The organism is Pseudomonas sp. FYR_5, from assembly GCF_043106315.1.
GTDB classification, from domain to species: Bacteria; Pseudomonadota; Gammaproteobacteria; order Pseudomonadales; family Pseudomonadaceae; genus Aquipseudomonas; species Aquipseudomonas putida_Y.
In genome coordinates, this window is record NZ_JBICMK010000039.1 from 1 (window position 1) to 22,570 (window position 22,570).

21 protein-coding genes are annotated in these 22,570 nt (G+C 63.3%); 13 read left to right on the forward strand and 8 right to left on the reverse strand.

All coding sequences use genetic code 11. The annotated features are described in order from the left end of the window. Positions 1–55: 55 nt before the first annotated feature. On the reverse strand, positions 56–844 hold the full coding sequence (locus tag ACF8RA_RS04075) for a DUF6515 family protein (protein ID WP_392514458.1): 789 nt from the start codon (positions 842–844) through the stop codon (positions 56–58). Positions 845–1,239: 395 nt separating this feature from the next. Between ACF8RA_RS04075 and ACF8RA_RS04080 the strand changes: the two genes are divergently transcribed. Then, complete coding sequence (locus tag ACF8RA_RS04080; RefSeq protein ID WP_003249795.1) at positions 1,240–1,716, forward strand: Lrp/AsnC family transcriptional regulator; 477 nt, start codon at positions 1,240–1,242, stop codon at positions 1,714–1,716. A gap of 54 nt (positions 1,717–1,770) precedes the next feature. After that, on the forward strand, positions 1,771–1,974 hold the full coding sequence (locus tag ACF8RA_RS04085; RefSeq protein ID WP_003249787.1) for a DUF2788 domain-containing protein: 204 nt from the start codon (positions 1,771–1,773) through the stop codon (positions 1,972–1,974). Positions 1,975–2,088: 114 nt separating this feature from the next. Here the strand turns inward: ACF8RA_RS04085 and ACF8RA_RS04090 are convergent, their stop codons facing one another. The 4 genes from ACF8RA_RS04090 to ACF8RA_RS04105 all read right to left on the reverse strand — a co-directional run bounded on the left by ACF8RA_RS04090 (position 2,089) and on the right by ACF8RA_RS04105 (position 8,268). Next, entirely contained in the window at positions 2,089–2,721 is a 633-nt protein-coding gene (locus ACF8RA_RS04090) for a pseudouridine synthase (protein WP_245354957.1), read from the reverse strand. 6 nt (positions 2,722–2,727) lie between these two features. Then, a complete protein-coding gene (gene amn, locus ACF8RA_RS04095; protein WP_176683224.1) occupies positions 2,728–4,191 on the reverse strand; it encodes an AMP nucleosidase in 1,464 nt (487 codons plus the stop codon). Positions 4,192–4,296: 105 nt separating this feature from the next. Further along, on the reverse strand, positions 4,297–5,949 hold the full coding sequence (locus ACF8RA_RS04100) for an acyl-CoA dehydrogenase family protein (protein ID WP_176683223.1): 1,653 nt from the start codon (positions 5,947–5,949) through the stop codon (positions 4,297–4,299). Between the two features lie 330 nt (positions 5,950–6,279). Beyond that, on the reverse strand, positions 6,280–8,268 hold the full coding sequence (locus ACF8RA_RS04105) for a hybrid sensor histidine kinase/response regulator (protein ID WP_176683222.1): 1,989 nt from the start codon (positions 8,266–8,268) through the stop codon (positions 6,280–6,282). A gap of 264 nt (positions 8,269–8,532) precedes the next feature. Here ACF8RA_RS04105 and ACF8RA_RS04110 point away from each other — a divergent pair, with 264 nt between their 5' ends. From ACF8RA_RS04110 to ACF8RA_RS04125, 4 genes are all read left to right on the forward strand, one after another. After that, positions 8,533–9,330, forward strand: coding sequence for a hydroxymethylpyrimidine/phosphomethylpyrimidine kinase (locus ACF8RA_RS04110; RefSeq protein WP_010955404.1), 798 nt, complete (start codon positions 8,533–8,535; stop codon positions 9,328–9,330). 13 nt (positions 9,331–9,343) lie between these two features. Then, entirely contained in the window at positions 9,344–9,967 is a 624-nt protein-coding gene (gene thiE / locus ACF8RA_RS04115) for a thiamine phosphate synthase (protein ID WP_176683221.1), read from the forward strand. Positions 9,968–9,983: 16 nt separating this feature from the next. Continuing rightward, entirely contained in the window at positions 9,984–11,267 is a 1,284-nt protein-coding gene (gene hemL, locus ACF8RA_RS04120) for a glutamate-1-semialdehyde 2,1-aminomutase (RefSeq protein WP_012053798.1), read from the forward strand. Between the two features lie 286 nt (positions 11,268–11,553). Continuing rightward, on the forward strand, positions 11,554–12,099 hold the full coding sequence (locus tag ACF8RA_RS04125; protein WP_176683220.1) for a tetratricopeptide repeat protein: 546 nt from the start codon (positions 11,554–11,556) through the stop codon (positions 12,097–12,099). A gap of 3 nt (positions 12,100–12,102) precedes the next feature. Here the strand turns inward: ACF8RA_RS04125 and ACF8RA_RS04130 are convergent, their stop codons facing one another. Beyond that, a complete protein-coding gene (locus tag ACF8RA_RS04130; RefSeq protein WP_003249769.1) occupies positions 12,103–12,429 on the reverse strand; it encodes a DUF1820 family protein in 327 nt (108 codons plus the stop codon). Between the two features lie 232 nt (positions 12,430–12,661). On the opposite strand from ACF8RA_RS04130, the gene ACF8RA_RS04135 reads away from it, so the two are divergent. From ACF8RA_RS04135 to lnt, 4 genes are read left to right on the forward strand one after another with little or no spacing between them, the layout of a single operon-like run. Beyond that, positions 12,662–13,660, forward strand: a complete 999-nt coding sequence (locus tag ACF8RA_RS04135; protein ID WP_014592526.1) for a PhoH family protein — start codon at positions 12,662–12,664, stop codon at positions 13,658–13,660. Beyond that, positions 13,653–14,126 (forward strand): rRNA maturation RNase YbeY, encoded by a 474-nt coding sequence (ybeY, locus tag ACF8RA_RS04140; RefSeq protein ID WP_176683219.1) that lies wholly within the window; start codon positions 13,653–13,655, stop codon positions 14,124–14,126. Before ACF8RA_RS04135 ends, ybeY begins: the two co-directional genes overlap by 8 nt. 25 nt (positions 14,127–14,151) lie before the next feature. After that, complete coding sequence (locus tag ACF8RA_RS04145) at positions 14,152–14,991, forward strand: HlyC/CorC family transporter (RefSeq protein WP_003249762.1); 840 nt, start codon at positions 14,152–14,154, stop codon at positions 14,989–14,991. A gap of 8 nt (positions 14,992–14,999) precedes the next feature. Beyond that, positions 15,000–16,517, forward strand: a complete 1,518-nt coding sequence (gene lnt / locus ACF8RA_RS04150) for an apolipoprotein N-acyltransferase (RefSeq protein WP_176683218.1) — start codon at positions 15,000–15,002, stop codon at positions 16,515–16,517. 146 nt (positions 16,518–16,663) lie between these two features. Here lnt and ACF8RA_RS04155 read toward each other — a convergent pair whose 3' ends face one another. Both ACF8RA_RS04155 and ACF8RA_RS04160 read right to left on the reverse strand, forming a co-directional pair. Beyond that, complete coding sequence (locus tag ACF8RA_RS04155; protein WP_339444021.1) at positions 16,664–17,425, reverse strand: YdcF family protein; 762 nt, start codon at positions 17,423–17,425, stop codon at positions 16,664–16,666. Between the two features lie 134 nt (positions 17,426–17,559). Continuing rightward, complete coding sequence (locus tag ACF8RA_RS04160; protein ID WP_176683216.1) at positions 17,560–17,874, reverse strand: hypothetical protein; 315 nt, start codon at positions 17,872–17,874, stop codon at positions 17,560–17,562. A 226-nt stretch (positions 17,875–18,100) separates the two neighbouring features. Here ACF8RA_RS04160 and leuS point away from each other — a divergent pair, with 226 nt between their 5' ends. The 3 genes from leuS to holA all read left to right on the forward strand — a co-directional run bounded on the left by leuS (position 18,101) and on the right by holA (position 22,450). Then, on the forward strand, positions 18,101–20,707 hold the full coding sequence (gene leuS / locus ACF8RA_RS04165) for a leucine--tRNA ligase (protein WP_209963246.1): 2,607 nt from the start codon (positions 18,101–18,103) through the stop codon (positions 20,705–20,707). A gap of 61 nt (positions 20,708–20,768) precedes the next feature. Beyond that, positions 20,769–21,374, forward strand: a complete 606-nt coding sequence (gene lptE / locus ACF8RA_RS04170) for an LPS assembly lipoprotein LptE (RefSeq protein WP_176683214.1) — start codon at positions 20,769–20,771, stop codon at positions 21,372–21,374. A gap of 38 nt (positions 21,375–21,412) precedes the next feature. Beyond that, a complete protein-coding gene (gene holA / locus ACF8RA_RS04175; RefSeq protein ID WP_392518820.1) occupies positions 21,413–22,450 on the forward strand; it encodes a DNA polymerase III subunit delta in 1,038 nt (345 codons plus the stop codon). Positions 22,451–22,570 lie beyond the last annotated feature (120 nt).

The following is a 22,570-nucleotide window of genomic DNA, read 5'->3' on the forward strand; positions in this document are numbered from 1 at the left end:
CCGCCGCTACCGTATTCGCGGGTAAACCCGCTCCTACAGGGGTTCCGTGCAGGGTTCAGTTGATGCTGTAACCCCGACCACTGAAGCAGGCCCCCAGCGCCCGCTGGTAGTGGCTGAGCACAGTGGCCTCCGGTGCGTACGTCGCCGTCGCCGGGTCGAAGCCCGACTGGCTCACCGCCCAGCGATGGCACTGATAGCGGTCCTGCTCCTGCTGTTCCTGCCCCTGGCCATACATCGGATAAGCCACCACGTCATACCCGCCGTTTGCCGGTGCCACCGGCACGCCGACCGGCGGGTTGACCACCACATATTCCTGGCTGTCTGCCAGGTACTGGTAATAGGTATCGGCCACCAGAAAGAACAGCGCACCCCCCAACCACACTTCCCGCGCATAAGGCGGCAGGTAATTGACCCGCACGCCGTACGGCGGGGTCACCACGATGTAACTGCCCCCGTGCGGGCGGTACCAGTAACCCCCGGAGTAGAAATAGTCAGCGCCCCGGTAGGGTACTTTCCAGTAGCGGTCAGGAAAATGGTCCACCCTGTGCCCTGGGCGATACTGCGGCCCAGGCCCCCAGCCATTGCCATGGCCATCCGGGCGCCCCTGCCAGTCGCCACCGGGCCGTTGCCCCGGGCCACCGGTTTGCCAGTGGTGATCATCACCGTGTCGGCGGGGAATGTCCTGGTAATACCCCTGGCGCGGCGGCTGGGTCTGGCGCACTTCGTCGCGCGAGTTGAGCGAGCGCCCCGACGGCCCCTCGCCAGGCCCTTCAGCCAGGGCCCCAAGGCTGATGCTAAAACCTAGCAAACCAACACCTGCCAACTGCCAGATGCGCGACGTCATGGTGTTCCTCTCGGTAGAAAAAACTGCAACCATCGCCAGTCTACCGCGCCCATGACACAGGCCAATTAAAATTCCCGGCATGAAAAAAGGGAGGCCACAGGGCCTCCCTTCAGAAATTGTCGTCCGTGCTCGGCACTTGTGGCGCCGGCTCACCTCACACCGTCTTCTGGAGGGTGTGTAGCCCGGGGGCCTGCAGATCCTGTTGGATGGCTGGCCGCGACCGCCCGCCTAGGGCGCGTCGCCGTGGACTGATGTCCGGGCAGTGATTCTGGTGATAAAGATACCGGACGGGTTGCGACAGAGGATTGCGAAGATTGCTCAGATAAATAGCACTTGCGCAATTTTTCACCCTGGATTGATAATTCGCAGCAATCCGAACAGAAAAGGCAAATGCCATGAGCAAACTTGACCGCTACGACCTGAGCATCCTCGCCGAATTGCAGCGCGATGCGCGCATTTCCAACCAGGAACTGGCCGAACGCATCGGCCTGTCGCCATCGCCATGCTCACGTCGGGTCAAGCAACTGGAAGACGACGGCTACATCTCGCGCCAGGTGGCCCTGCTCGACCGCAAGAAACTGGGCCTGAGCCTGACCGCCTATGTGTTGATAGGCATGGACCGCCACACCCCGGAACGCTTTGAAACATTCGAGGCCGCCATCCGCAACCTGCCGCAGGTGCTCGAGTGCAGCCTGGTCACCGGCATGGATGCCGACTATCAGCTGAAAGTGGTGGTGCCGGACATGGACCACTACCAGAAACTGCTTCTAGGCAGCCTGACGCGTATCGAAGGCGTCACCAGCGTGCGTTCGAGCTTCGTGCTCAACCAGGTACTGGCCAGCACCGAGCTGCCATTGACCCACCTGCGTTAAATGCTCACGCCAGCCGACGTATAATCGGACGCTCAACCCGCCTGGAGAACACCGATGGATCCCGCCGTATTCGAAGAGTGGATGATGATTATCCTGGTCACCGTATTGATCGGTTTCATGGGCTTCATCGTCTGGGACCTGGCGAAAAAGTCCAAGGCAGGCAAGTTCGGCACGCTGATCCTGTTCTTCGTGCTGGGGCTTGGGGTGCTGGCCTTCATCATCAAAAGCGTGGTGGTGGGGTTTCTGGAAGGCGTATAAAACATTTCAGGGCCATTCGCGGGCATGCCCGCACCCACAGATTTGGCGCTGCCTTCAAGTACTGCGCCGTCCCTGTGGGAGCGGGCATGCCCGCGAACAGGCCCCTGACCTGAACTAAAGCTTGGCAGGGACCTCCCGCCAGCCCCCCTGCTCCAGCCCATCCAGCGCCCAATCCCCGATCCGCACCCGCACCAGGCGTAAGGTCGGCAAGCCCACCGCCGCCGTCATCCGCCGCACCTGGCGGTTACGCCCTTCGCGAATCACCAGTTCCAGCCAACTGGTCGGCACACTTTTGCGAAAGCGTACCGGCGGGTTGCGCGGCCACAGCTCGGGCTCTTCCAGGCGCCGCGCCTCGGCCGGCAAGGTCGGCCCATCGTTCAGCTCCACACCATCGCGCAAACGCTGCAACTGCTCGTCACTCGGTTCGCCTTCCACCTGCACCCAGTAGGTTTTGGCCAGCTTGTGCTTCGGGTCGGCAATACGCGCCTGTAGCCCACCATCATTGGTCAACAACAGCAGGCCTTCACTGTCGCGGTCCAGACGCCCGGCCGGGTATACGCCCGGGATGTCGATGAAGTCCTTGAGCGTCGCGCGCCCTTCACCGTCGCTGAACTGGGTCAGCACGTCGAACGGTTTGTTGAACAGGATCAGGCGCGGCTCAGCGGGTGGCGCCTTGGCCTGGCGACGCGGGCCGGCGGCAGGCCGCGCCTGGGGGCGGCGCGGCTTGTTACGGGGTGGCAGTGACATGGATCCTCAGCGGAACGGCGGCTCATCGAAGCTGCGCAGTTTACGCGAGTGCAGCGAGTTGAGCTCGGTGCGCAGCAGGTCGAGGGCGGCAATGCCGATCTTCAGGTGCTGGCTGACCGCCCGGTTGTAGAAGGCGTTGGCCGAACCTGGCAGTTTGATCTCGCTGTGCAGCGGCTTGTCGGACACACACAGCAAGGTGCCGTAAGGCACGCGCAAACGGTAGCCCTGGGCAGCAATGGTGCCGCTTTCCATGTCCACCGCCACGGCACGCGACAGGTTGATCAACGGGCGTTCCTGGGCCCAGCGCAGCTCCCAGTTGCGGTCGTCGTAGGTCAGCACGGTGCCGGTGCGCAGGCGCTTTTTCAACTGCTCGCCACGCTCGCCAGTGACCTGTGCGGCAGCCTCCTGCAAGGCCATCTGCACTTCGGCCAGGGCCGGGATCGGGATATTCGGCGGCACGACCCGGTCGAGAATGCCGTCACGACGCATATAGGCGTGCGCCAGCACGTAGTCGCCGATGGTCTGCGACTGCCGCAGGCCGCCGCAGTGGCCGATCATCAGCCAGCAATGCGGGCGCAGCACGGCCAGGTGGTCGGTGATGTTCTTGGCGTTGGACGGGCCGACACCAATGTTGACCAAGGTAACGCCATTGCCGTCGGCGGCGATCAGGTGGTAGGCCGGCATCTGGTAGCGGTGCCAGACCACGCTGGCCACCAGGGCCTGGGTTTCGCCATGGTCCATGCCCTTTTCGATCACAACGTTACCCGGCAACACCATACGCACGAAGCGCGAGTCGTCACGCAGTTGTTCCAGGCCATGGCTGATGAACTGATCGACATAGCGGTGGTAGTTGGTCAGCAGGATCCACGGCTGTACATGGCGCCAGTCGCTGCCGGTGTAGTGCACCAGGCGGCGCAGCGAGAAGTCGACCCGCGCGGCATCGAACAACGCCAGTGGCATGATTTCAGCACGGTCCCAGTCGTACAGGCCATCAGCGATGTTGTCGGTGGCCGCCGACAGGTCGGTGCTGGGGAACACACGCGCCAGCTGCGCAGCGGTAATGCCGCTGCCGGCCAGCTCGTCGCCCTGGTCGACCACATAGGGGTAAGGGATGTTCTGCTCGCTGACGCCGACCTCTACCGTGACGGTGTAGTCATGCATCAGCGGGCGCAGTTGTTCCAGCAGGTAGCCACGGAACGCAGCGGGCTGGGTAATGGTGACGCTGTAGGTGCCGGCAACCTGAACCTTGGCGTAGGCGCGGGTGGTGGCGGCGACTTCGCCATGGCTGTAGTAGGTCAGACGCAGTGCCGGGTAGCGGAACAGGTCGCGCTCATCGGCATCGGGCTCGGTACGGTCCTTCAGGTAACGCTTCAGGGCCTTACTAAGGGCCCCTGTGGCCTGTTCATGCAAGGCCGCCAGACGGTCGACGGCCTGTTCGGGGGTATCAACGACTACAAAAGCGTGGCTCACACTGTGCTTCCTGTCTGGACATGCATGTGATCCATCTTGCCTGCCTTCTTGGTTAAATACACCCCCATTGATCGCTGTTGGGTTGATTCGCGGGCAAGCCCGCTGCTACAGCGGCCAGGCAGGCGTAGCCCTTGTTACCAATGCCATCACATCCACACCTCGCGGCAGTGCCCCATACACCCTGCCACCACCGGCCAAGCGGCTGCCGATAAACGCATCACTGACCTCTGTATTCCCCGCCTCCAGCAGCAGCTTGGCCTGCAACGCCAGGGCAATATCCTCGGTCAGTTGGCGCGCGCGGTACTGCATGTCACCGGTGTCGGCAAACGCCCCCTTGAGGTTGCCGATATGCGCCGCCAGGCGCGGGTCGCCATGCCCGTCACCCAGCTCGGCAAACAGTGCATCGAGCACTCCCGGCTCCTTGGACAATGCCCGCAGCACATCCAGGCACTGCACGTTGCCCGAGCCCTCCCAGGTCGAGTTGACCGGCGCCTCGCGGTACAGCCGTGGCAGAATGCTGTCTTCCACATAACCCGCGCCACCCAGGCATTCGGCGGCCTCGTTGATCATGGCCGGCGCACGTTTGCAGATCCAGTATTTGCCCACCGCCGTGACCAGCCGAGCGAAATGCGCCTGCTGTGGGTCGTCCAGTTGCTCCAGCGCCTGGCCCATGCGCAAGCTCAGGGCCAACGCAGCCTCGCTTTCCAGTGCCAGGTCGGCCAGCACGTTCTGCATCAATGGCTGCTCGTTCAGTACCCGCCCGCCGACCTTGCGATGCGCGCAATGGTGGGCCGCCTGCGTCAGCGCCTGGCGCATCAGCGCGCTGGAGCCGACCATGCAGTCGAACCGGGTCATGGCGACCATCTCGATGATGGTCGGCACGCCGCGCCCCTCTTCGCCAATCATCCACGCCAGCGCACCGCGGAACTCTACCTCGCTGGAGGCGTTGGAGCTGTTGCCCAGCTTGTTCTTCAGCCGCTGGATATAGAACTGGTTGCGGTTGTCATCCGGGCGGTGGCGCGGCAGCAGAAAGCAGCTCAGGCCTTTGTCGGTTTGCGCCAAGGTCAGGAAAGCGTCGCACATCGGCGCCGAGCAGAACCACTTGTGGCCAACCAGCTCATAGGCCTGCCCCGGGCCCGGCGTACCGACCGGATAGGCCCGGGTAGTGTTGGCGCGCACATCGGTGCCGCCCTGCTTTTCGGTCATCGCCATGCCAAGCGTGACCCCGGCCTTGTGCCGGTCACCCACGTTGCGCGGATCATATTCGCAGGCAAGGACCTTCGGCAGCCAGTATTCAGCCAGTTCAGGCTGCAGGCGCAATGCCGGCACGGCGGCAAACGTCATGGTCAGCGGGCAACCGGTGCCGGCCTCGGCCTGGCTGTGCAGGTAGGTCATCGACGCCCGCGCAACATGGGCGCCAGCGCGGGGTTCGGCCCATGGTAAAGAAGGCAGGCCATGTTCGACGGCGGTACGCATCAGCTCATGGTAGGCCGGGTGGAACTCGACCAGGTCGATGCGATGGCCATAGCGGTCGTGGCTGCTGAACTCGGGTTTGTGCGCGTTGGCCAGGAAGCCTGCCTGCATCAGCGGGCCGCCGGCCAGGGCACCATAGGCGTCGATCCGCGACTCGGCCCAGCCCGCGCCAAAACGCCTTGACCATTCCTGCAGTGGAATGTCGAGGCGGTACAGGTTGGCACCGTCGAGTGGCGGCGGCTGATTGGTGACTTCGTGGGTTTCAGCGTACTGGTGCAGGCTCATCGGGGGGCTCCTGGATCCGGGTAGGCTTGAGAGACCCAGTGAAGCACTGCTTGCGGGGTAGTCAAAGGGGTATTAATGACTAAACGTGTGGTTGCTGGCGTGCGCGCGCGCGTAGGAGCGGGTTTACCCGCAAATACGGTGGTGGCGGCAACGGTGAACGGTGGGTGGATATTGGCCAGCAGACCCGGCTCTTTCGCGGGTGAACCCGCGCCTACAACGACCTGTGCTGTATAGGAGCGGATTTACCCGCGAATACGGTGGTGGCGGCAACGGTGAACGGTGGGTGGATATTGGCCAGCAGACCCGGCTCTTTCGCGGGTGAACCCGCTCCTACAGCGAGCGCCGCGCCTGCAGCATGTGCGGGCTCATCTGCGCCTGCGAAATCGCCATGTTCAAACTCAACTCGAAGCGGCTACCCAACCCGCGCGTCGATTCATGTGCCAATCTGGCCCCCAGCAACTCCCCCATCTGCCGGCAAATCGACAAGCCGATGCCCAAACCGCCATACCGCCGGGTCATCGAACCATCGACCTGGAAGAACCGCTGGTACAGGGTCGACTGCTCCAGATCATCGAAACCGATACCGCTGTCGCTGACGGTAAAGGTCAACGCCAGATCACCCGGCCCCACCCGGCGGCCGCGTACCTGGATCATCACCCCGCCCTGATGGGTGAACTTCAAACCGTTATCCACCAGGCAACCCAGGCAGTGCGCCAGTTTCTGCCCGTCACCGAGCAACTCGTCCGGCAGGTCGGCCGGAATATCCAGGCTCAGGTACAAGCCTTTGCCCAGAGCCTGCCCGGCATAACCAGCGCGCAAGCCCTGTAACAGGGCGCGCAGGCTGAACGGTGCCGGCTGCACCCGCAGGCGGCCGGCCTGCAATTCGGACAGGGTAAGAATGGCATCGACCATATCCATCATGCCTTGGGCAGACCCCACTGCCGTGTGATGGTACTGAGCCATTTCGGCATCCATCGGCAGGGTGTGCATCAACTCGAGCGAGCCAATCACCCCGTTCATCGGGGTGCGCAGCTCGTGAGTCACGCTGGCCAGGAACTCGTCCTTCAGACGGTTGCTCCTGGCCAGTTGCAGGTTCAGTTGCTCGAGCGTACGCCCAGTGTCGCGCAAGGTCTGCGCCTGCTGCTCGCGCAGGCTGTTGATGCGGTCGGCCAGCGCCAGCGACAACAAGGCCACCTCCAGCGCCGAACCCAACTGGCTGGCATACATGGTGATGAACACGTTCGGCAGGTAGCCCAGCACCATCAAGGTGTTGACCAGGCCGCCAAGCAGAAACGCCGTCCAGGCGATGATGAACCAGCGCGCCACTCGAAAGCCGCGCCACCAGGCATACAGGCCGGCGCAGAAGACGCTTACAGTGAACAGCAACGCCAGCAGCGTGGCCATGCGCAGAGCAACGCCATAGGGCATGCTCACCGCCAGCACCATGACCAGCGCGCCCCCCAGCATCAGCAGTTGCAACAGGCGGTCGAAGCCACGGTTGATGCTGCCCAGTCGCAGGAAGTGCCGGGCGAACTGGCAGCCGAACAGGCCGGCGGCGCCAATGAACAATGGCGTGGAAGCATTCGCCCACCAAGGGCTGTCTGGCCAGAAGTACGCTACACCGGCACCGTTCACCGACACCTGGTAAAGGCCGAACGAAGCGATGTAAAGGATGTAGTAGAGGTAGCTGACGTCGCGCACGCTCAGGTAGATGAACAGGTTGTATACCAGCATCACCAGCAACACGCCGTAGATCATCCCCAGCACATACAGGCGCGTGGGCTGCTCTTCCAGGTAGGCATCAGGGGACCATAACGCCAGCGGTGCTTGCACCGACCCCTGGCTGTGCAGCCGCAGGTACGCGGTAGTCACCTTGCCAGGGGGCAATTGCAATTCGAACAAGTAGTTGTTCTGCCGGATCTGCCGGCTGTCGTAAGGCAAGGCATCGCCGGTACGCTGCGCCAGACGGTACATGCCGCTGCTGTCAGGCAAATACAGTTCGAGGTGATCCAGCGGCGGGTAGGCCAGCTCCAGCAACCATTGACGCGGGGCTGCACTGGGCGCGGCAACGGGGCGCAACTCGACCTTGAGCCAGAACACCGAGGTGGAGTAACCGGCGTTCAGCACATCTTCATGGTGGGGCTGAAAGTGTTTGGCAAACCCGGGGGCACTGACCTGAGCGATGCTGGCATTGCCATCGGGGTCTTCATAAACCTGCATGGCCTTGCCCAGTGGAAGATGCCGGGTAGCGTCGTCGAAATCGACCGCTCCGGCCAGCACGGGCAGCAAGCCCAGAAGCACAATCAGCAAATAGCGCATACAGCCCCAGCATGGCCTGTCCGGTCGCGTCGCGGTAGCCTCCCATCCGTTTGAGACGACGTGATCCTGCAGAACCCGTTTGTAGAGTTATCCGAGCACTCTAGCATAGCTTCACAACCTGGCAATGGGCCATAAAAAACACAAAGAAAAGGCTCTAAATCAACGCTTTCAATAGAAAAACAACAGACAACCTGACCGATCGATCAGTAAAACTCGTTTGCCGGACGATCCGCCCAAACAGGTTTGGTGGTAAGCTCGCCGACCATGAATACCTACAGCTCCCGCCCCGTTGTCCTCTGTCTCTCCGGCCACGACCCCAGTGGCGGCGCCGGCTTGCAGGCAGATATCGAAGCCCTGATCGCCCAAGGCTGCCACGCTGCACCTGCAGTGACCGCCCTGACCGTGCAGGATACCGTCAACGTTTCCGACTTCCGCGTACTCGACCGCGAGTGGGTGCTGGCCCAGGCCAACGCCGTGCTGGCCGACTCCACGGTGGCCGCCGTCAAGTTGGGCATGCTCGGCTCGATCGAGATGGTCGACACCGTCGCCGAACTGCTGGCCGCCCACCCCCACTTGCCGCTGGTCTGCGACCCGGTGCTGCGTGCCGGTGGCGGTGGCCGCCTGGGCAAGGACGAAGTGGGCTACGCCCTGCGCGAACGTCTGCTGCCGCTGGCGACCATCGCCACACCGAACCTGCCCGAAGCGCGCATCCTCGCCGAACTGCCCGAAGGCACCGCTGATGAATGCGCCGAGAAACTGTTGCCGTTCTGTAGACACCTGCTGATTACCGGCGGTCACGGCGACGAAGACGAAATTCACAACCGCCTGTACACCCAGGACGGCCAGCACTTCACCTGGACTTGCCAGCGCCTGCCAGGCAGCTACCACGGCTCGGGCTGTACCCTGGCCAGCGCCCTGGCCGGCCGCCTGGCGCTCGGCGAGCAGCTGGAAAGCGCCGTGCGCACCGCCCTGGACTACACCTGGCGCACCCTGCGTGACGCCGAGCAGCTGGGCAAAGGCCAGTACGTGCCGCGCCGCCTGCCCCTGGACTTCTGCTCCTGACACGAGGCCTTCAATGAAGCTACGCGGTCTGTATGCCATCACCGACAGTCAGCTGCTCGCCGGCCGTTTCCTGTCCCATGTCGAGGCGGCCCTGGAAGGCGGCGTGTGCCTGCTGCAGTACCGCGACAAGAGCGACGATGCGGCGCGCCGCCTGCGTGAAGCCGAAGGGCTGATGAAGCTCTGCGAGCGTTACGGCACCCGGTTGCTGATCAACGATGACGCCGAACTGGCCGCACGCCTGGGTGTCGGCGTACACCTGGGCCAGACCGACGGCCCGCTGACCCCGGCCCGCGCACTGCTCGGCCGTCAGGCAATCATCGGTTCCACCTGTCACGCCAGCCTCGAACTGGCCACCCAGGCTGCCAGCGAAGGCGCCAGCTACGTGGCGTTTGGCCGCTTCTTCAATTCTGTCACCAAGCCGGGCGCGCCCGCTGCCAACGTCGAACTGCTGCAGCAGGCCCGCGCCCAGGTGAAACTGCCGATCGCCGTGATCGGCGGCATCACCCTCGACAACGCCGCCCCGCTGGTCGCCCACGGTGCCGACTTGCTGGCGGTGATCCACGGTTTGTTCGGTGCCGACAGCGCGCAGGAAGTCACCCGCCGCGCCCGCGCCTTCAACGCCTTGTTCGCATCCTGATTCGAGAGATACTTCCATGTCCCGTTCCGAAGCCCTGTTCGCCCAAGCCCAGAAGCACATCCCCGGCGGCGTCAACTCGCCAGTCCGCGCTTTCAAGAGCGTTGGCGGCACGCCGCTGTTCTTCAAGCATGCCGAAGGCGCCTATGTCGTTGACGAGGACGACAAACGCTACGTCGACTACGTCGGCTCCTGGGGCCCGATGATCCTCGGCCACGGCCACCCGGACGTGCTGGACTCGGTACGCAAGCAGCTGGAGCACGGCCTGTCCTACGGCGCGCCGACCGCCATGGAAACCGAGATGGCCGACCTGGTCTGCTCGATCGTACCGTCGATGGAAATGGTGCGCATGGTCAGCTCGGGCACCGAAGCCACCATGAGCGCCATCCGCCTGGCCCGTGGCTACACTGGCCGTGACGCCATCATCAAATTCGAAGGCTGCTACCACGGCCACTCCGACAGCCTGCTGGTAAAAGCCGGCTCCGGCTTGCTGACCCAAGGCGTGCCAAGCTCGGCAGGCGTGCCAGCGGACTTCGCCAAACACACCCTGACCCTGCCGTTCAACGACATCGCTGCCGTCGAGAAGACCTTGGCCGAAGTTGGCCAGACCGTGGCCTGCATCATCGTGGAGCCCGTGGCCGGCAACATGAACTGCGTACCACCGGCACCGGGCTTCCTCGAGGGCCTGCGTGAGCAATGCGACAAGCATGGCGTGGTGCTGATTTTCGACGAAGTGATGACCGGTTTCCGCGTCTCGCTCGGCGGCGCCCAGGGCCATTACGGCATCACGCCGGACCTGTCTACCTTCGGCAAGATCGTCGGTGGCGGCATGCCGGTCGGCTGTTTCGGCGGCAAGCGTGAAATCATGGGCTGCATCGCCCCGCTCGGCCCGGTCTACCAGGCCGGCACCCTGTCGGGCAATCCGCTGGCCATGGCCGCCGGCCTGACCACCCTCAAGCTGATCAGCCGCCCAGGCTTCCACGCCGAGCTGACCGACTACACCAGCCGCATGCTCGATGGCCTGCAGCAGCGCGCCGATGCCGCTGGCGTGCCATTCGTCACCACCCAGGCCGGTGCCATGTTCGGCCTGTACTTCAGCGGCGCCGACGATATCGTCACTTTCGAAGACGTGATGGCCAGCGATGCCGAGCGCTTCAAGCGCTTCTTCCACCTGATGCTCGACGGTGGCGTGTACCTGGCACCGAGCGCGTTCGAGGCGGGCTTCACCTCCATCGCCCACGGTGACAAGGAGCTGCAGATCACCCTGGATGCGGCTGAGAAGGCCTTTGCCGCCCTGAAATAAGCAGCTACTCCCCTTTGTGGGAGCGGCCTTGTGTCGCGATAGGGCCGCAAAGCGGCCCCAGCAATCGATGCATTTCTGCTGGAATTCTGGGGCTGCTGCGCAGCCCTATCGCGACACAAGGCCGCTCCCACAGAGGCCGGCACAGGCAATAATTACGCACGCACAATCAGCTGACTTCCCCAACCAAGCAGAAATTCGAGTAAAACTTTGTAAGGTTGGCGCTGCTTATCCCATAATGTGCCACCAGAGACATTGGCCGCAGCTTTGCAGAGGTAAGTCGATCCCCATGAACCGCACCGGCCGCGCCCTGACCCTGGGCTGCCTGTTGCTTCTTCAGCCCCTGCTGGCCCTGGCGGAGGGCGGTAACTCGTTGCTGATTCCGGCGACGGGCCGCTGTACCTTGAACGTTCAGCCTGAAGACCTGGCAAACGCCCTCAAGGCCTGCGAGCAGACGGCGACTGCGGGGGATGCCCAGGCGCAATTCGAACTGGGCGAGTATTACTACACGCAAACGCCAAAAAACCTGGACAAAGCCCTGGACTGGTTCCAGAAGGCTTCGCTGCAAGGCCATGCCGACGCCCAATACCGCCTGGGCGCCATGTTCTTCCGTGGCGAAGGGGTCAAGGCCAACAACGTGCAGGCCTACATCCTGCTGAAGATGGCTGCGGTCAATGGCGCCGAAGATGCGCTGGACATGGCCGACGAAGTGACCGAGCAAATGCCCCGCGACGAACTGGAGCATGCCACCCAGGTGCTCGGCCAGATTTTCCGCAAGTACCTGCTGGAACTGCAGAGCGCCGAAGGGCGTACGCCGTTCTCGCCGCTTCCCTGAAGGTCACTTTTCCGGCATTGGCATCGGGAACGGCATCACATTGCCGCCACCCTTGGCCTCGCTGATCTTCGCCGTGCCCAGCCGCTCCACCTCATCGATGCGCACAATCGAGTGCATTGGCACGAAACTGCGGACCACTCCGTCGAACTGGCTCTTGAGCTTCTCCTCACTCGGGTCCACTACCAGCTGCGAGCGCTCTCCGAACACGAACTCCTCGATTTCCAGAAAGCCCCACAGGTCACTCTGGTAGATCTGCTTGGCGTACATCTCGAAGACCTGGCCCTGGTTCAGGAAGATCACTTTATAGATGGCGGGTTCGCGTTTGCTCATGTTCGACCAGATAACACATGCGTAAGAAAAGGTGGCCATGATACCTGTTCTGGCCCCTTCGCGGGTGAGCCCGCGCCCACAGGATCTCTACCGGCCTTGCAGGAGCGGGCTCACCCACGACGAGGCCAGAACAGCCCGTACATACCGTTGAACGTTTCAGTGCTTTCGCCACTGCCATTCAAGGGTTATTCTTGAGTTCAACTCCATCGCCGTCGAGCGGCTAAAAACGACCTTGAACGCACCCATAGAACCCCATCGTTTCATCCTCGAACCCTTCGAGGCCCACCGTTTCGCCAACTTGTGCGGCCAGTTCGACGAGCACCTGCGCCTGATCGAGCAGCGCCTGGCCATCGAGATCCGCAACCGCGGCAATCAGTTCGAACTGATCGGCGAACCCAGGACCACCTCTGCTGCCGAACAGCTGCTGCGCCGTCTCTATCGCGAGACCAAGGCCACCGACCTGTCACCGGAAACCGTACACCTGTACCTGCAGGAGTCGGCTGTCGAAAACATCGACAACCCGGCCGTCAACGAGGTCAGCGTGTCGCTGCGCACGCGCAAGGGCAACATCCGCCCGCGCGGGCTCAACCAGCAGCGCTACGTCAAGGAAATCCTGGCCAACGACATCAATTTCGGCATCGGCCCGGCCGGTACCGGCAAGACCTACCTGGCCGTAGCCTGCGCCGTGGACGCGCTGGAACGCGAACAGGTGCGCCGCATCTTGCTGGTGCGCCCGGCGGTCGAGGCAGGTGAAAAGCTCGGTTTCCTGCCCGGCGACCTGGCACAGAAAATCGACCCGTACCTGCGCCCGCTGTACGACGCCCTGTACGAAATGCTCGGCTTCGAACACGTGGCCAAGCTGATCGAACGCCAGGTGATCGAAATCGCCCCTCTGGCCTACATGCGTGGCCGCACCCTGAACAACAGCTTCATCATCCTCGACGAAAGCCAGAACACCACGCTCGAACAGATGAAGATGTTCCTGACCCGCATCGGTTTCGGCTCTACCGCGGTGATCACCGGTGACATCACCCAGGTCGACCTGCCCCGTGGCACCAAGTCGGGCCTGGCGCACGTCATCGAGGTGCTGAAGGACGTTCCCGGGATCAGCTTTACCCATTTCCAACCCAAGGATGTGGTTCGTCACCCACTGGTGCAGCGTATTGTCGAAGCCTACGACCGCTTCGAAGCCCGTCAGCCCAAGCCCGAGGCGCCCGGCAAAGATGCTTGAACTTGATATCCAACGGGCCACGGATGCTGCCACTCCAGATGACGCCGCCTTCCGCCGCTGGTGCGAATTGGCGTTGCGCCAGCGCAGCGCAGACTCGGAAATGACCATTCGCCTGGTCGACGAAACCGAAGGCCGCGAGCTGAACCACACCTACCGGCACAAGGACTACGCGACCAATGTGTTGTCGTTCCCGGCCGATGTGCCCGATGACCTGCTCGATATCCCGCTGCTGGGCGACCTGGTGATCTGCGTGGCGGTGGTCGAGCGCGAAGCGGCCGAACAAGGCAAATCGCTGGAGGCGCACTGGGCGCACCTGGTCATCCACGGTTGCCTGCACTTGCTCGGCTATGACCACATCGAGGATGAGGAGGCCGAGGAAATGGAAAGCCTGGAACGGGAATTGCTGGCAGAACTGGGTCACCCCGACCCGTATGCCGATGATGAAACCGACACAATCACACACTGATACACGAAGGATCACGAGAACCGCCATGAGCGAAGATCGATCGAGCAACGGGCAGAAGTCCTGGCTGGGTAAACTGACCCAGGCTTTTGCCCATGAGCCGAAAAACCGCCAGGAGCTGCTTGAGCTGCTGCGCGAAGCCCATCAGAACAAATTGCTGGACAGCGAAGCGCTGACCATCGTCGAAGGCGCCATTCAGGTCGCCGACCTGCAGGTTCGCGACATCATGGTTCCGCGCTCGCAGATGAACAGCATCAAGGCCGGCCAGTCGCCTCGCGAGTTCCTGCCGGCGGTGATCGACGCCGCGCACTCGCGCTACCCGGTAATCGGCGAAAGCCATGACGATGTGCTCGGGATCCTGCTCGCCAAAGACTTGCTGCCATTGATCCTCAAGGAGAACGGCGACAGCTTCAACATCAAGGACCTGCTGCGCCCGGCCACCTTCGTACCCGAGTCCAAGCGCCTGAACGTGTTGCTGCGCGAGTTCCGCGCCAACCACAACCACATGGCCATCGTCATCGACGAATATGGCGGCGTGGCGGGCCTGGTTACCATCGAGGATGTGCTGGAGCAGATCGTCGGCGATATCGAGGACGAGCACGACGTCGAGGAAGACAGCTACATCAAGCCACTGCCCAGCGGTGATTTCCTGGTCAAAGCGCTTACCCCGATCGAGAACTTCAACGAGTTCTTCGACAGCGAGTTCTCCGACGACGAGTTCGACACGGTCGGCGGCCTGGTGATGAGCGCCTTTGGCCACCTGCCCAAGCGCAACGAAACCACTGAGATCGGCTCTTACAAGTTCCGTATTCTCAACGCCGACAGCCGGCGGATACACTTGCTGCGCCTGACCCCGATCACCCGTTAAGGACAAACATGCGTTGGATCACCCGCCCCGGCTGGCCCGGTAACCTGCTGGCCCTGGCGGCCGGTGCCTCCACCCTCCTGGCCCTGGCGCCGTTCGACATCTGGCCGCTGGCAGTGTTGTCCATCGCGATGCTCTACCTTGGCCTGCGCGAGCTCAGCCCGCGCCAGGCCATGTGGCGTGGCTGGTGGTTCGGGTTTGGCCTGTATGGCGCCGGCACCTGGTGGATCTACGTCAGCATGAACACCTACGGCGGCGCCTCGCCGCTGCTGGCGATCGTGCTGTTACTGGCGTTCTTCGCCGCACTGGCCTGGTTCTTTGCCCTGCCCACCTGGTTGTGGGCGCGCTGGCTACGCCGCAACGAAGCGCCACTGGCCGACGCCCTGTGCTTCGCCGCCCTCTGGCTCCTGCAAGAGGCCTTCCGCGGCTGGTTCCTGACCGGCTTCCCCTGGCTGTACGCCGGCTATAGCCAACTGGACGGCCCGCTGGCCGGCCTTGCGCCGTTGGGCGGCGTATGGCTGATTTCCTTCACCCTCGCCCTCACCGCCGCCCTGCTGTGCAACCTGCACCGCCTGCGCACCCGCCCCTCGTTCCTGGCCGTGGCCAGTGTGCTGTTGCTGGCCCCCTGGGTGCTGGGCCTGACGCTCAAGGGCCATGCCTGGACCACTCCGGCAGGCGAGCCGCTGAAAGTGGCGGCGATCCAGGGCAACGTCGAGCAGGACCTGAAATGGGACCCCGCGCACATCGACGCGCAACTGGCGCTATACCGCGACCTGAGCTTCAGCTCCAGGCCGGTGGACCTGCTGGTGTGGCCGGAAACTGCTGTTCCGGTGCTCAAGGACCAGGCCCAGGGCTACATCGACGTGATGGGCCGCTTCGCCGCCGAGCGGCATTCGGCGCTGATCACGGGGGTGCCGGTGCGTGAAGAAGTGCACCACCAGCGCCGCTACTACAACGGCATTACCGTCACAGGCGAAGGCGATGGTACTTACCTCAAGCAGAAGCTGGTGCCGTTTGGCGAGTATGTGCCGCTGCAAGACGTGCTGCGTGGGGCCATCGAGTTCTTCGACCTGCCCATGTCGGACTTCGCCCGCGGCCCGGAAGACCAGCCGCTGCTGCAGGCCAAGGGCTACCAGATTGCGCCTTACATCTGCTACGAGGTGGTCTACCCCGAGTTCGCCGCCGGCCTGGCTGCACGTAGCGACCTGCTGCTGACCATCAGCAACGACACCTGGTTCGGCAAATCCATCGGCCCCTTGCAGCACCTGCAGATGGCGCAGATGCGCGCGCTGGAGGCCGGCCGCTGGATGATCCGCGCCACCAACAACGGCGTGACTGCACTGATCGACCCGTTTGGCCGCATTACCACGCAGGTTCCGCAATTCCAGCAGGCAGTGCTGTATGGCGAAGTGGTGCCGATGCAGCAGCTGACACCTTACCTGCAATGGCGCTCATGGCCGCTGGCAATAGTCTGTGCATTGCTGCTGGGCTGGGCGTTGCTGGCAGGGCGTATTGCAAAAACCGTCTGATTGGCGATACGCGGCCACTGTAGGAGCGGGTTTACCCGCGAATACGGTAGTGGCGGCAACGGTGAACCGCGGGTGGAGATTGGCCGGCAGGGCCGGCCCTTTCTCGGGCAAGCCCGCTCCTACAGGGGACTATGTAAGCCGGTGAATCAGTAAAACACCCGATACCCCGCCAACCCCACAACTTCATTAAGCAGTTGCCCGCTCTGCCACATCGCCCGGCTCTCTGGCAACAGCCCGCCAAACGGCCGCGCATGATCGCGCCCCAGGAACCCCACCGGCGCCGGCACCACCTCGAACCCCGCCTTTTCAAAACTCCAGCGTGAGCGCTGCATGTGCCAGGCCTGGGTCACCAGCACCACCCGGCGAATTCCCAAAGGCTGCAGCACCTTTGCCGTCAGCTGGGCATTTTCCCAAGTCGTGCGGCTGGCCTCTTCGCGCCATTTCACCTCGACAGCGAAATCTTCACGCAGGCGATCAGCCATCAGCCTCGCCTCGCTGGGCGGCGTCCCGTAATGCAACCCGCCACTGGTCAACACTGGCAGACCGGAGGCCTTGGCCAGCCGCGCCGCAAAGCGCATACGCTCCAGCGCCGTGGCCGTGGGCTGGTCACCGCCACCCCAGGCCGGGTCCCCGCGCTCGCGCCCGGCGCCCAGCACCACAATGGCATCCGCCCGGCTCGCCAGGCCGGCCCAGTCGCTCACCGCCAGCGGCGGCTCACTTTCCAGCACACGGGCGGTTTCCTGCACCACCAGCGGCAGGCTCATCAGCCACAGACCACCCAGTCCTGCGGCAAAGCAAAGCGCCGCCAACCGTGGCCGCCGCGTGCGCAGCCACCAGGCAGCAAGCAGCAGCAAGAGCAGCACGCCCGGCGGCATCAGCCATTGTTTGATGAAGAATCGGATCGGCATCGGCCACACCTCCTTGGCAGGCGTGCAGCCTAGAAGGATCGACGCCGGTCAACAAGTGCGTACCGGCGTCGATCGTGAGTTGTGTGATAGTGAAGAACCGGCGCGCGATAGCCTGCGCCTGGCGTCCTGAACGGCTAGCGATGCGGCAGCGTCCTGGATCTCGCCTTACTGGCGGGGCGTTTCTTGTCCTTGAGCCAGATGATCTTGGCCGATGTCGGCTCCGCTTGTGGGTAACTGCCGACAGAGGCATTGTGGCGCTCCGGGAGGGAATCCAGGTAGGCCTTTATCACTTCGAACTCTGCGTGGCTCAGGCCACGCAACTCAAGCTCAGCTGGCATCTCGTCGCGCAATCGAACCGAGGTCCTGGCCGTTTCCAGTGCCAGGCCAAGCCGGTCGATCAGGCGCTCGTAAAGCTCCGGTCTGATTGCGGGTAGCTGCGTCTCTCCCATCCGTTCACCTCATTGAAGGTAAGAATATCCCCCCCACACCTGAGCTTAGCGTCGCTGCAAAAAGCAGCCGTGTGCCGCGACCAGCGGGCATTCGCAACGAAGGTTTCCCACGATACGCAGCGCTGCTGTATGCTACGGCGTTCACTCTAAACGACACCGGAGTGCCGGACGCAGCGAGGTTCCGCTGCCTGGAACAAGGTCTCTTCTCTCTCAGCCAAAAGTAGCCATGCACGAACAATACACGCCCCGTGATATCGAAGCCGCCGCCCAGAAGTTCTGGGACGAGCAACAATCGTTCGCTGTGACCGAACAGCCAGGCAAAGACACCTACTATTGCCTATCGATGTTCCCGTACCCGAGCGGCAAGCTACACATGGGCCACGTGCGCAACTACACCATCGGTGACGTGATTGCCCGCTACCAGCGCATGCTGGGCAAGAACGTCCTGCAACCGATGGGCTGGGACGCTTTCGGCATGCCCGCGGAAAACGCGGCGATGAAAAACAACGTCGCCCCGGCCAAGTGGACGTACGAAAACATCGACTACATGAAGACCCAGCTCAAGAGCCTGGGCCTGGCCATCGACTGGGCACGTGAAGTCACCACCTGCAAACCCGACTACTACCGTTGGGAGCAGTGGCTGTTCACCCGTCTGTTCGAGAAAGGCATCATTTACCGCAAGAACGGTACCGTGAACTGGGACCCGGCGGACCAGACCGTACTGGCCAACGAACAGGTCATCGACGGCCGTGGCTGGCGTTCGGGCGCGCTGATCGAGAAGCGCGAAATCCCGATGTACTATTTCCGCATCACCGACTACGCCGACGAACTGCTGGAGAGCCTCGACGAGCTGCCGGGCTGGCCTGAGCAGGTCAAGACCATGCAGCGCAACTGGATCGGCAAATCGCGCGGCATGGAAGTACAGTTCCCGTACGACCAGGCCAGCATCGGCCACGAAGGCACCCTCAAGGTCTTCACCACCCGTCCGGACACGCTGATGGGCGCCACCTACGTCGCCGTCGCCGCCGAGCACCCGCTGGCCACCCAGGCAGCGCAGGGCAACCCGGCGCTGCAGGCGTTCATCGATGAGTGCAAGAGCGGCAGCGTTGCCGAAGCCGACATGGCCACCCAGGAGAAGAAGGGCATGGCCACTTCCCTGCTGGTCGAGCACCCGCTCACTGGCGAGAAGCTGCCAGTATGGGTCGCCAACTACGTGCTGATGCACTACGGTGATGGCGCGGTAATGGCCGTACCGGCCCACGACGAGCGCGACTTCGAGTTCGCCCACAAGTACAACCTGCCGGTCAAGGCCGTGGTGCGCACCAGCGCTGGCGATGAAGTCGGCAGCGAATGGCAGGCCGCCTATGGCGAACACGGCCAGCTGATCAACTCCGCAGAATTCGACGGCCTGGACTTCGCTGGCGCCTTCGACGCCATCGAAGCGGCGCTGATCCGCAAGGAACTGGGTAAATCGCGTACCCAGTTCCGCCTGCGCGACTGGGGTATCAGCCGCCAGCGCTACTGGGGCTGCCCGATCCCGATCATCCACTGCCCGTCCTGCGGCGACGTACCGGTGCCGGAAGACCAGTTGCCGGTCACCCTGCCGGAGAACGTGGTGCCGGACGGGGCCGGTTCGCCACTGGCGCGCATGCCTGAATTCTACGAATGCAGCTGCCCGAAATGCGGTACTCCGGCCAAGCGCGAAACCGACACCATGGACACCTTCGTCGAGTCGTCCTGGTACTTCGCCCGCTACGCCTCGCCAAACTACGACAAAGGCCTGGTCGACCCCAAAGCCGCCAACCACTGGCTGCCGGTAGATCAGTACATCGGCGGTATCGAACACGCGATCCTGCACTTGCTGTACGCGCGCTTCTTCCACAAGCTGATGCGTGACGAAGGCCTGGTCACCTCGAACGAGCCGTTCAAGAACCTGCTGACCCAGGGCATGGTGGTCGCAGAGACCTACTACCGCGTTGCCAGCAACGGCGGCAAGGACTGGTTCAACCCGGCCGATGTCGAGATCGAGCGTGATGCCAAAGCCAAGATCATTGGCGCCCGCCTGAAGACCGACGGCCTGCCGGTGGAAATCGGTGGCACCGAAAAGATGTCCAAGTCGAAAAACAACGGCGTCGACCCGCAGTCCATGATCGAAGCCTATGGCGCCGACACCTGCCGCCTGTTCATGATGTTCGCCTCGCCGCCCGACATGAGCCTGGAATGGTCCGACTCCGGCGTCGAGGGTGCCAGCCGCTTCCTGCGCCGCGTCTGGCGCCTGGCTCAGGCTCACGTCAGCCAGGGTCTGCCAGGCAAGCTGGATGTCGCCGCCCTGGACGACGCGCAAAAAGTCATCCGCCGCGCGATTCACGCCGCCATCAAGCAGGCCAGCACCGACGTGGGCCAGTTCCACAAGTTCAATACCGCCATCGCCCAGGTGATGACCGTGATGAACGTGCTGGAAAAGGCCCCGCAAGCCACCGAACAGGACCGTGCCCTGCTGCAGGAAGGCCTGGAAGCCGTCACCCTGCTGCTGGCACCGATCACTCCGCACATCTCTCACGCGCTGTGGCAGCACCTGGGCCATGCAGGGTCGGTGATCGATGCCGCATGGCCAAGCGTCGACGAACAGGCGCTGGTGCAGGACACCATTACCTTGGTGGTTCAGGTCAACGGTAAACTGCGCGGCCAGGTCGAGATGCCTGCTGCTGCCAGCCGCGAAGAAGTCGAAGCCGCTGCCCGCAGCAACGAGAATGTCCTGCGCTTCATCGATGGCCTGACCATCCGCAAGGTCATCGTGGTACCGGGCAAACTGGTCAACATCGTCGCCAACTGATGAAAACGCCCACCCGCATTGGCTGCGGGTGGGCGGAACAGGCCCAAAAGGGAGCAACAACATGATCAAACGCAATTTGCTGGTAATCGGCCTGGCGGTCATGCTCAGCGCCTGCGGTTTCCAGCTGCGCGGCACCGGCGCCACCGAGCTGAGCGTGAAGGAAATGGACGTCAGCGCGCGCAATGCCTATGGCCCGACCGTGGTCCAGCTGCGTGAAGTACTGGAACGTAGCGGCGTCAACGTGCACGCCGGCGCACCGTATCGCCTGGTGCTGACCAACGAACAGGAGCGCGAGCGCTCGGCCACCTACAACAGTGGCAACCGTACCGCCGAGTACGAGCTGACCACCAAGCTGGACTACAGCATCCTGGGCCTGAACAACCTGGAGCTGATGAGCGACAAGCTGGAGGTGCGCAAGGTCTACGTGCGTGACGGCTCGAACATCACCGGCTCCGAGCAGGAAGCCAAACGCGCCCGCGAAGAAATGCGCCGCGACCTGGTCAACGCCATGGTCGTACGCTTGCAGATGCTGTCCCCGTCCCAGCTGGATGAGCTGCAGCGTAAAGCCGACGAGCGTGCCAGCGCCGAAGCTGCCGCGCTGGAAGCAGCCCGCCGCCAGCAAGCCGAGACGCCTCAGCAATCGCCACTGGAAGTTCCGGGCAACTAAGCCCGTGAGGGGCGCCCTCGGGCGCCTCGCCTGCTCCCATGAAACTCGCCCCTGCCCAACTCAACAAGCACCTGCAAGGCGCCCTGGCACCGGTCTACGTGGTCAGCGGCGACGACCCGCTGCTGTGCCAGGAAGCCGCCGACGCCATCCGCAATGCCGCGCGTCAGCGAGGTTTCGATGAACGCCAGGTATTCAGTGCCGACGCCAACTTCGACTGGGGCACCCTGCTCCAGGCGGGTGCAAGCCTGTCGCTGTTCGCCCAGCGCCGCCTGCTGGAACTGCGCCTGCCCTCAGGCAAGCCCGGTGACAAAGGTGCCGCCGCGCTGATGGAATACTGCGCCAATCCCGCCGAAGACACGCTGTTGCTGATCAGCCTGCCCAAGCTCGACAGCAGTGCGCAGAAGACCAAGTGGGGCAAGGCATTGATCGAAGGCGCCCATTGCCAGTTCATCCAGATCTGGCCGGTGGATGTGCACCAGTTGCCTCAGTGGATCAACCAGCGCCTGCAACAGGCCGGCCTGTCAGCCCAGCGTGATGCCGTCGACCTGATTGCCGCGCGCGTGGAAGGCAACCTGCTGGCAGCCGCGCAGGAAATCGAAAAGCTCAAGTTGCTGGCCGAAGGCAGCCAGATCACCGTGGAAACCGTGCAGGCTGCCGTCGCCGACAGCGCCCGCTTCGATGTCTTCGGCCTGGTCGATGCCATTCTCAACGGCGAGGCTGCGCATGCCCTGCGCATGCTCGAAGGCTTGCGCGGTGAAGGTGTGGAGCCGCCCGTCATCCTCTGGGCCTTGGCCCGTGAGCTGCGTCAGCTGGCGGGGCTGGCCCAGCAGTTCAGCCAAGGCGTGCCATTGGACAAAGCGTTCAGCCAGGCCCGCCCGCCCATCTGGGACAAACGTCGACCGCTGGTCAGCAAGGCCCTGCAGCGCCTCTCGGCGCAGCGCTGGGCACAACTGCTGCAGGATGCCCAGCGTATCGATGCGCAGATCAAAGGGCAGGCAGAAGGTTCGCCCTGGATTGGCCTGGCGCGGCTGTCGCTGTTGATGGCTGGCCAGCGCCTGACCCTGCCGCCCATGTAGGGGCGGGTTTACCCGCGAAAGGGCCGGGGCTGCCGGCCAATATCCCCGGTCATTCGCCGTCGCAGCCGCCACCGTATTCGCGGGTGAACCCGCTCCTACACCTGATCGGGGGCGGACACA

Coding starts and splice junctions, on each gene's coding strand:
- ACF8RA_RS04085 (WP_003249787.1), top strand. CDS start 1,771: ATGGATCCCGCCGTATTCGAAGAGTGGATGATGATTATCCTGGTCACC.
- ybeY (WP_176683219.1), top strand. CDS start 13,653: ATGCTTGAACTTGATATCCAACGGGCCACGGATGCTGCCACTCCAGAT.
- ACF8RA_RS04110 (WP_010955404.1), top strand. CDS start 8,533: ATGAATACCTACAGCTCCCGCCCCGTTGTCCTCTGTCTCTCCGGCCAC.
- ACF8RA_RS04105 (WP_176683222.1), bottom strand. CDS start 8,268: ATGCGCTATTTGCTGATTGTGCTTCTGGGCTTGCTGCCCGTGCTGGCC.
- ACF8RA_RS04155 (WP_339444021.1), bottom strand. CDS start 17,425: ATGCCGATCCGATTCTTCATCAAACAATGGCTGATGCCGCCGGGCGTG.
- ACF8RA_RS04145 (WP_003249762.1), top strand. CDS start 14,152: ATGAGCGAAGATCGATCGAGCAACGGGCAGAAGTCCTGGCTGGGTAAA.
- leuS (WP_209963246.1), top strand. CDS start 18,101: ATGCACGAACAATACACGCCCCGTGATATCGAAGCCGCCGCCCAGAAG.
- ACF8RA_RS04160 (WP_176683216.1), bottom strand. CDS start 17,874: ATGGGAGAGACGCAGCTACCCGCAATCAGACCGGAGCTTTACGAGCGC.
- ACF8RA_RS04130 (WP_003249769.1), bottom strand. CDS start 12,429: ATGAGCAAACGCGAACCCGCCATCTATAAAGTGATCTTCCTGAACCAG.
- hemL (WP_012053798.1), top strand. CDS start 9,984: ATGTCCCGTTCCGAAGCCCTGTTCGCCCAAGCCCAGAAGCACATCCCC.
- ACF8RA_RS04080 (WP_003249795.1), top strand. CDS start 1,240: ATGAGCAAACTTGACCGCTACGACCTGAGCATCCTCGCCGAATTGCAG.
- ACF8RA_RS04125 (WP_176683220.1), top strand. CDS start 11,554: ATGAACCGCACCGGCCGCGCCCTGACCCTGGGCTGCCTGTTGCTTCTT.
- ACF8RA_RS04100 (WP_176683223.1), bottom strand. CDS start 5,949: ATGAGCCTGCACCAGTACGCTGAAACCCACGAAGTCACCAATCAGCCG.
- ACF8RA_RS04075 (WP_392514458.1), bottom strand. CDS start 844: ATGACGTCGCGCATCTGGCAGTTGGCAGGTGTTGGTTTGCTAGGTTTT.
- lptE (WP_176683214.1), top strand. CDS start 20,769: ATGATCAAACGCAATTTGCTGGTAATCGGCCTGGCGGTCATGCTCAGC.
- lnt (WP_176683218.1), top strand. CDS start 15,000: ATGCGTTGGATCACCCGCCCCGGCTGGCCCGGTAACCTGCTGGCCCTG.
- holA (WP_392518820.1), top strand. CDS start 21,413: ATGAAACTCGCCCCTGCCCAACTCAACAAGCACCTGCAAGGCGCCCTG.
- thiE (WP_176683221.1), top strand. CDS start 9,344: ATGAAGCTACGCGGTCTGTATGCCATCACCGACAGTCAGCTGCTCGCC.
- ACF8RA_RS04090 (WP_245354957.1), bottom strand. CDS start 2,721: ATGTCACTGCCACCCCGTAACAAGCCGCGCCGCCCCCAGGCGCGGCCT.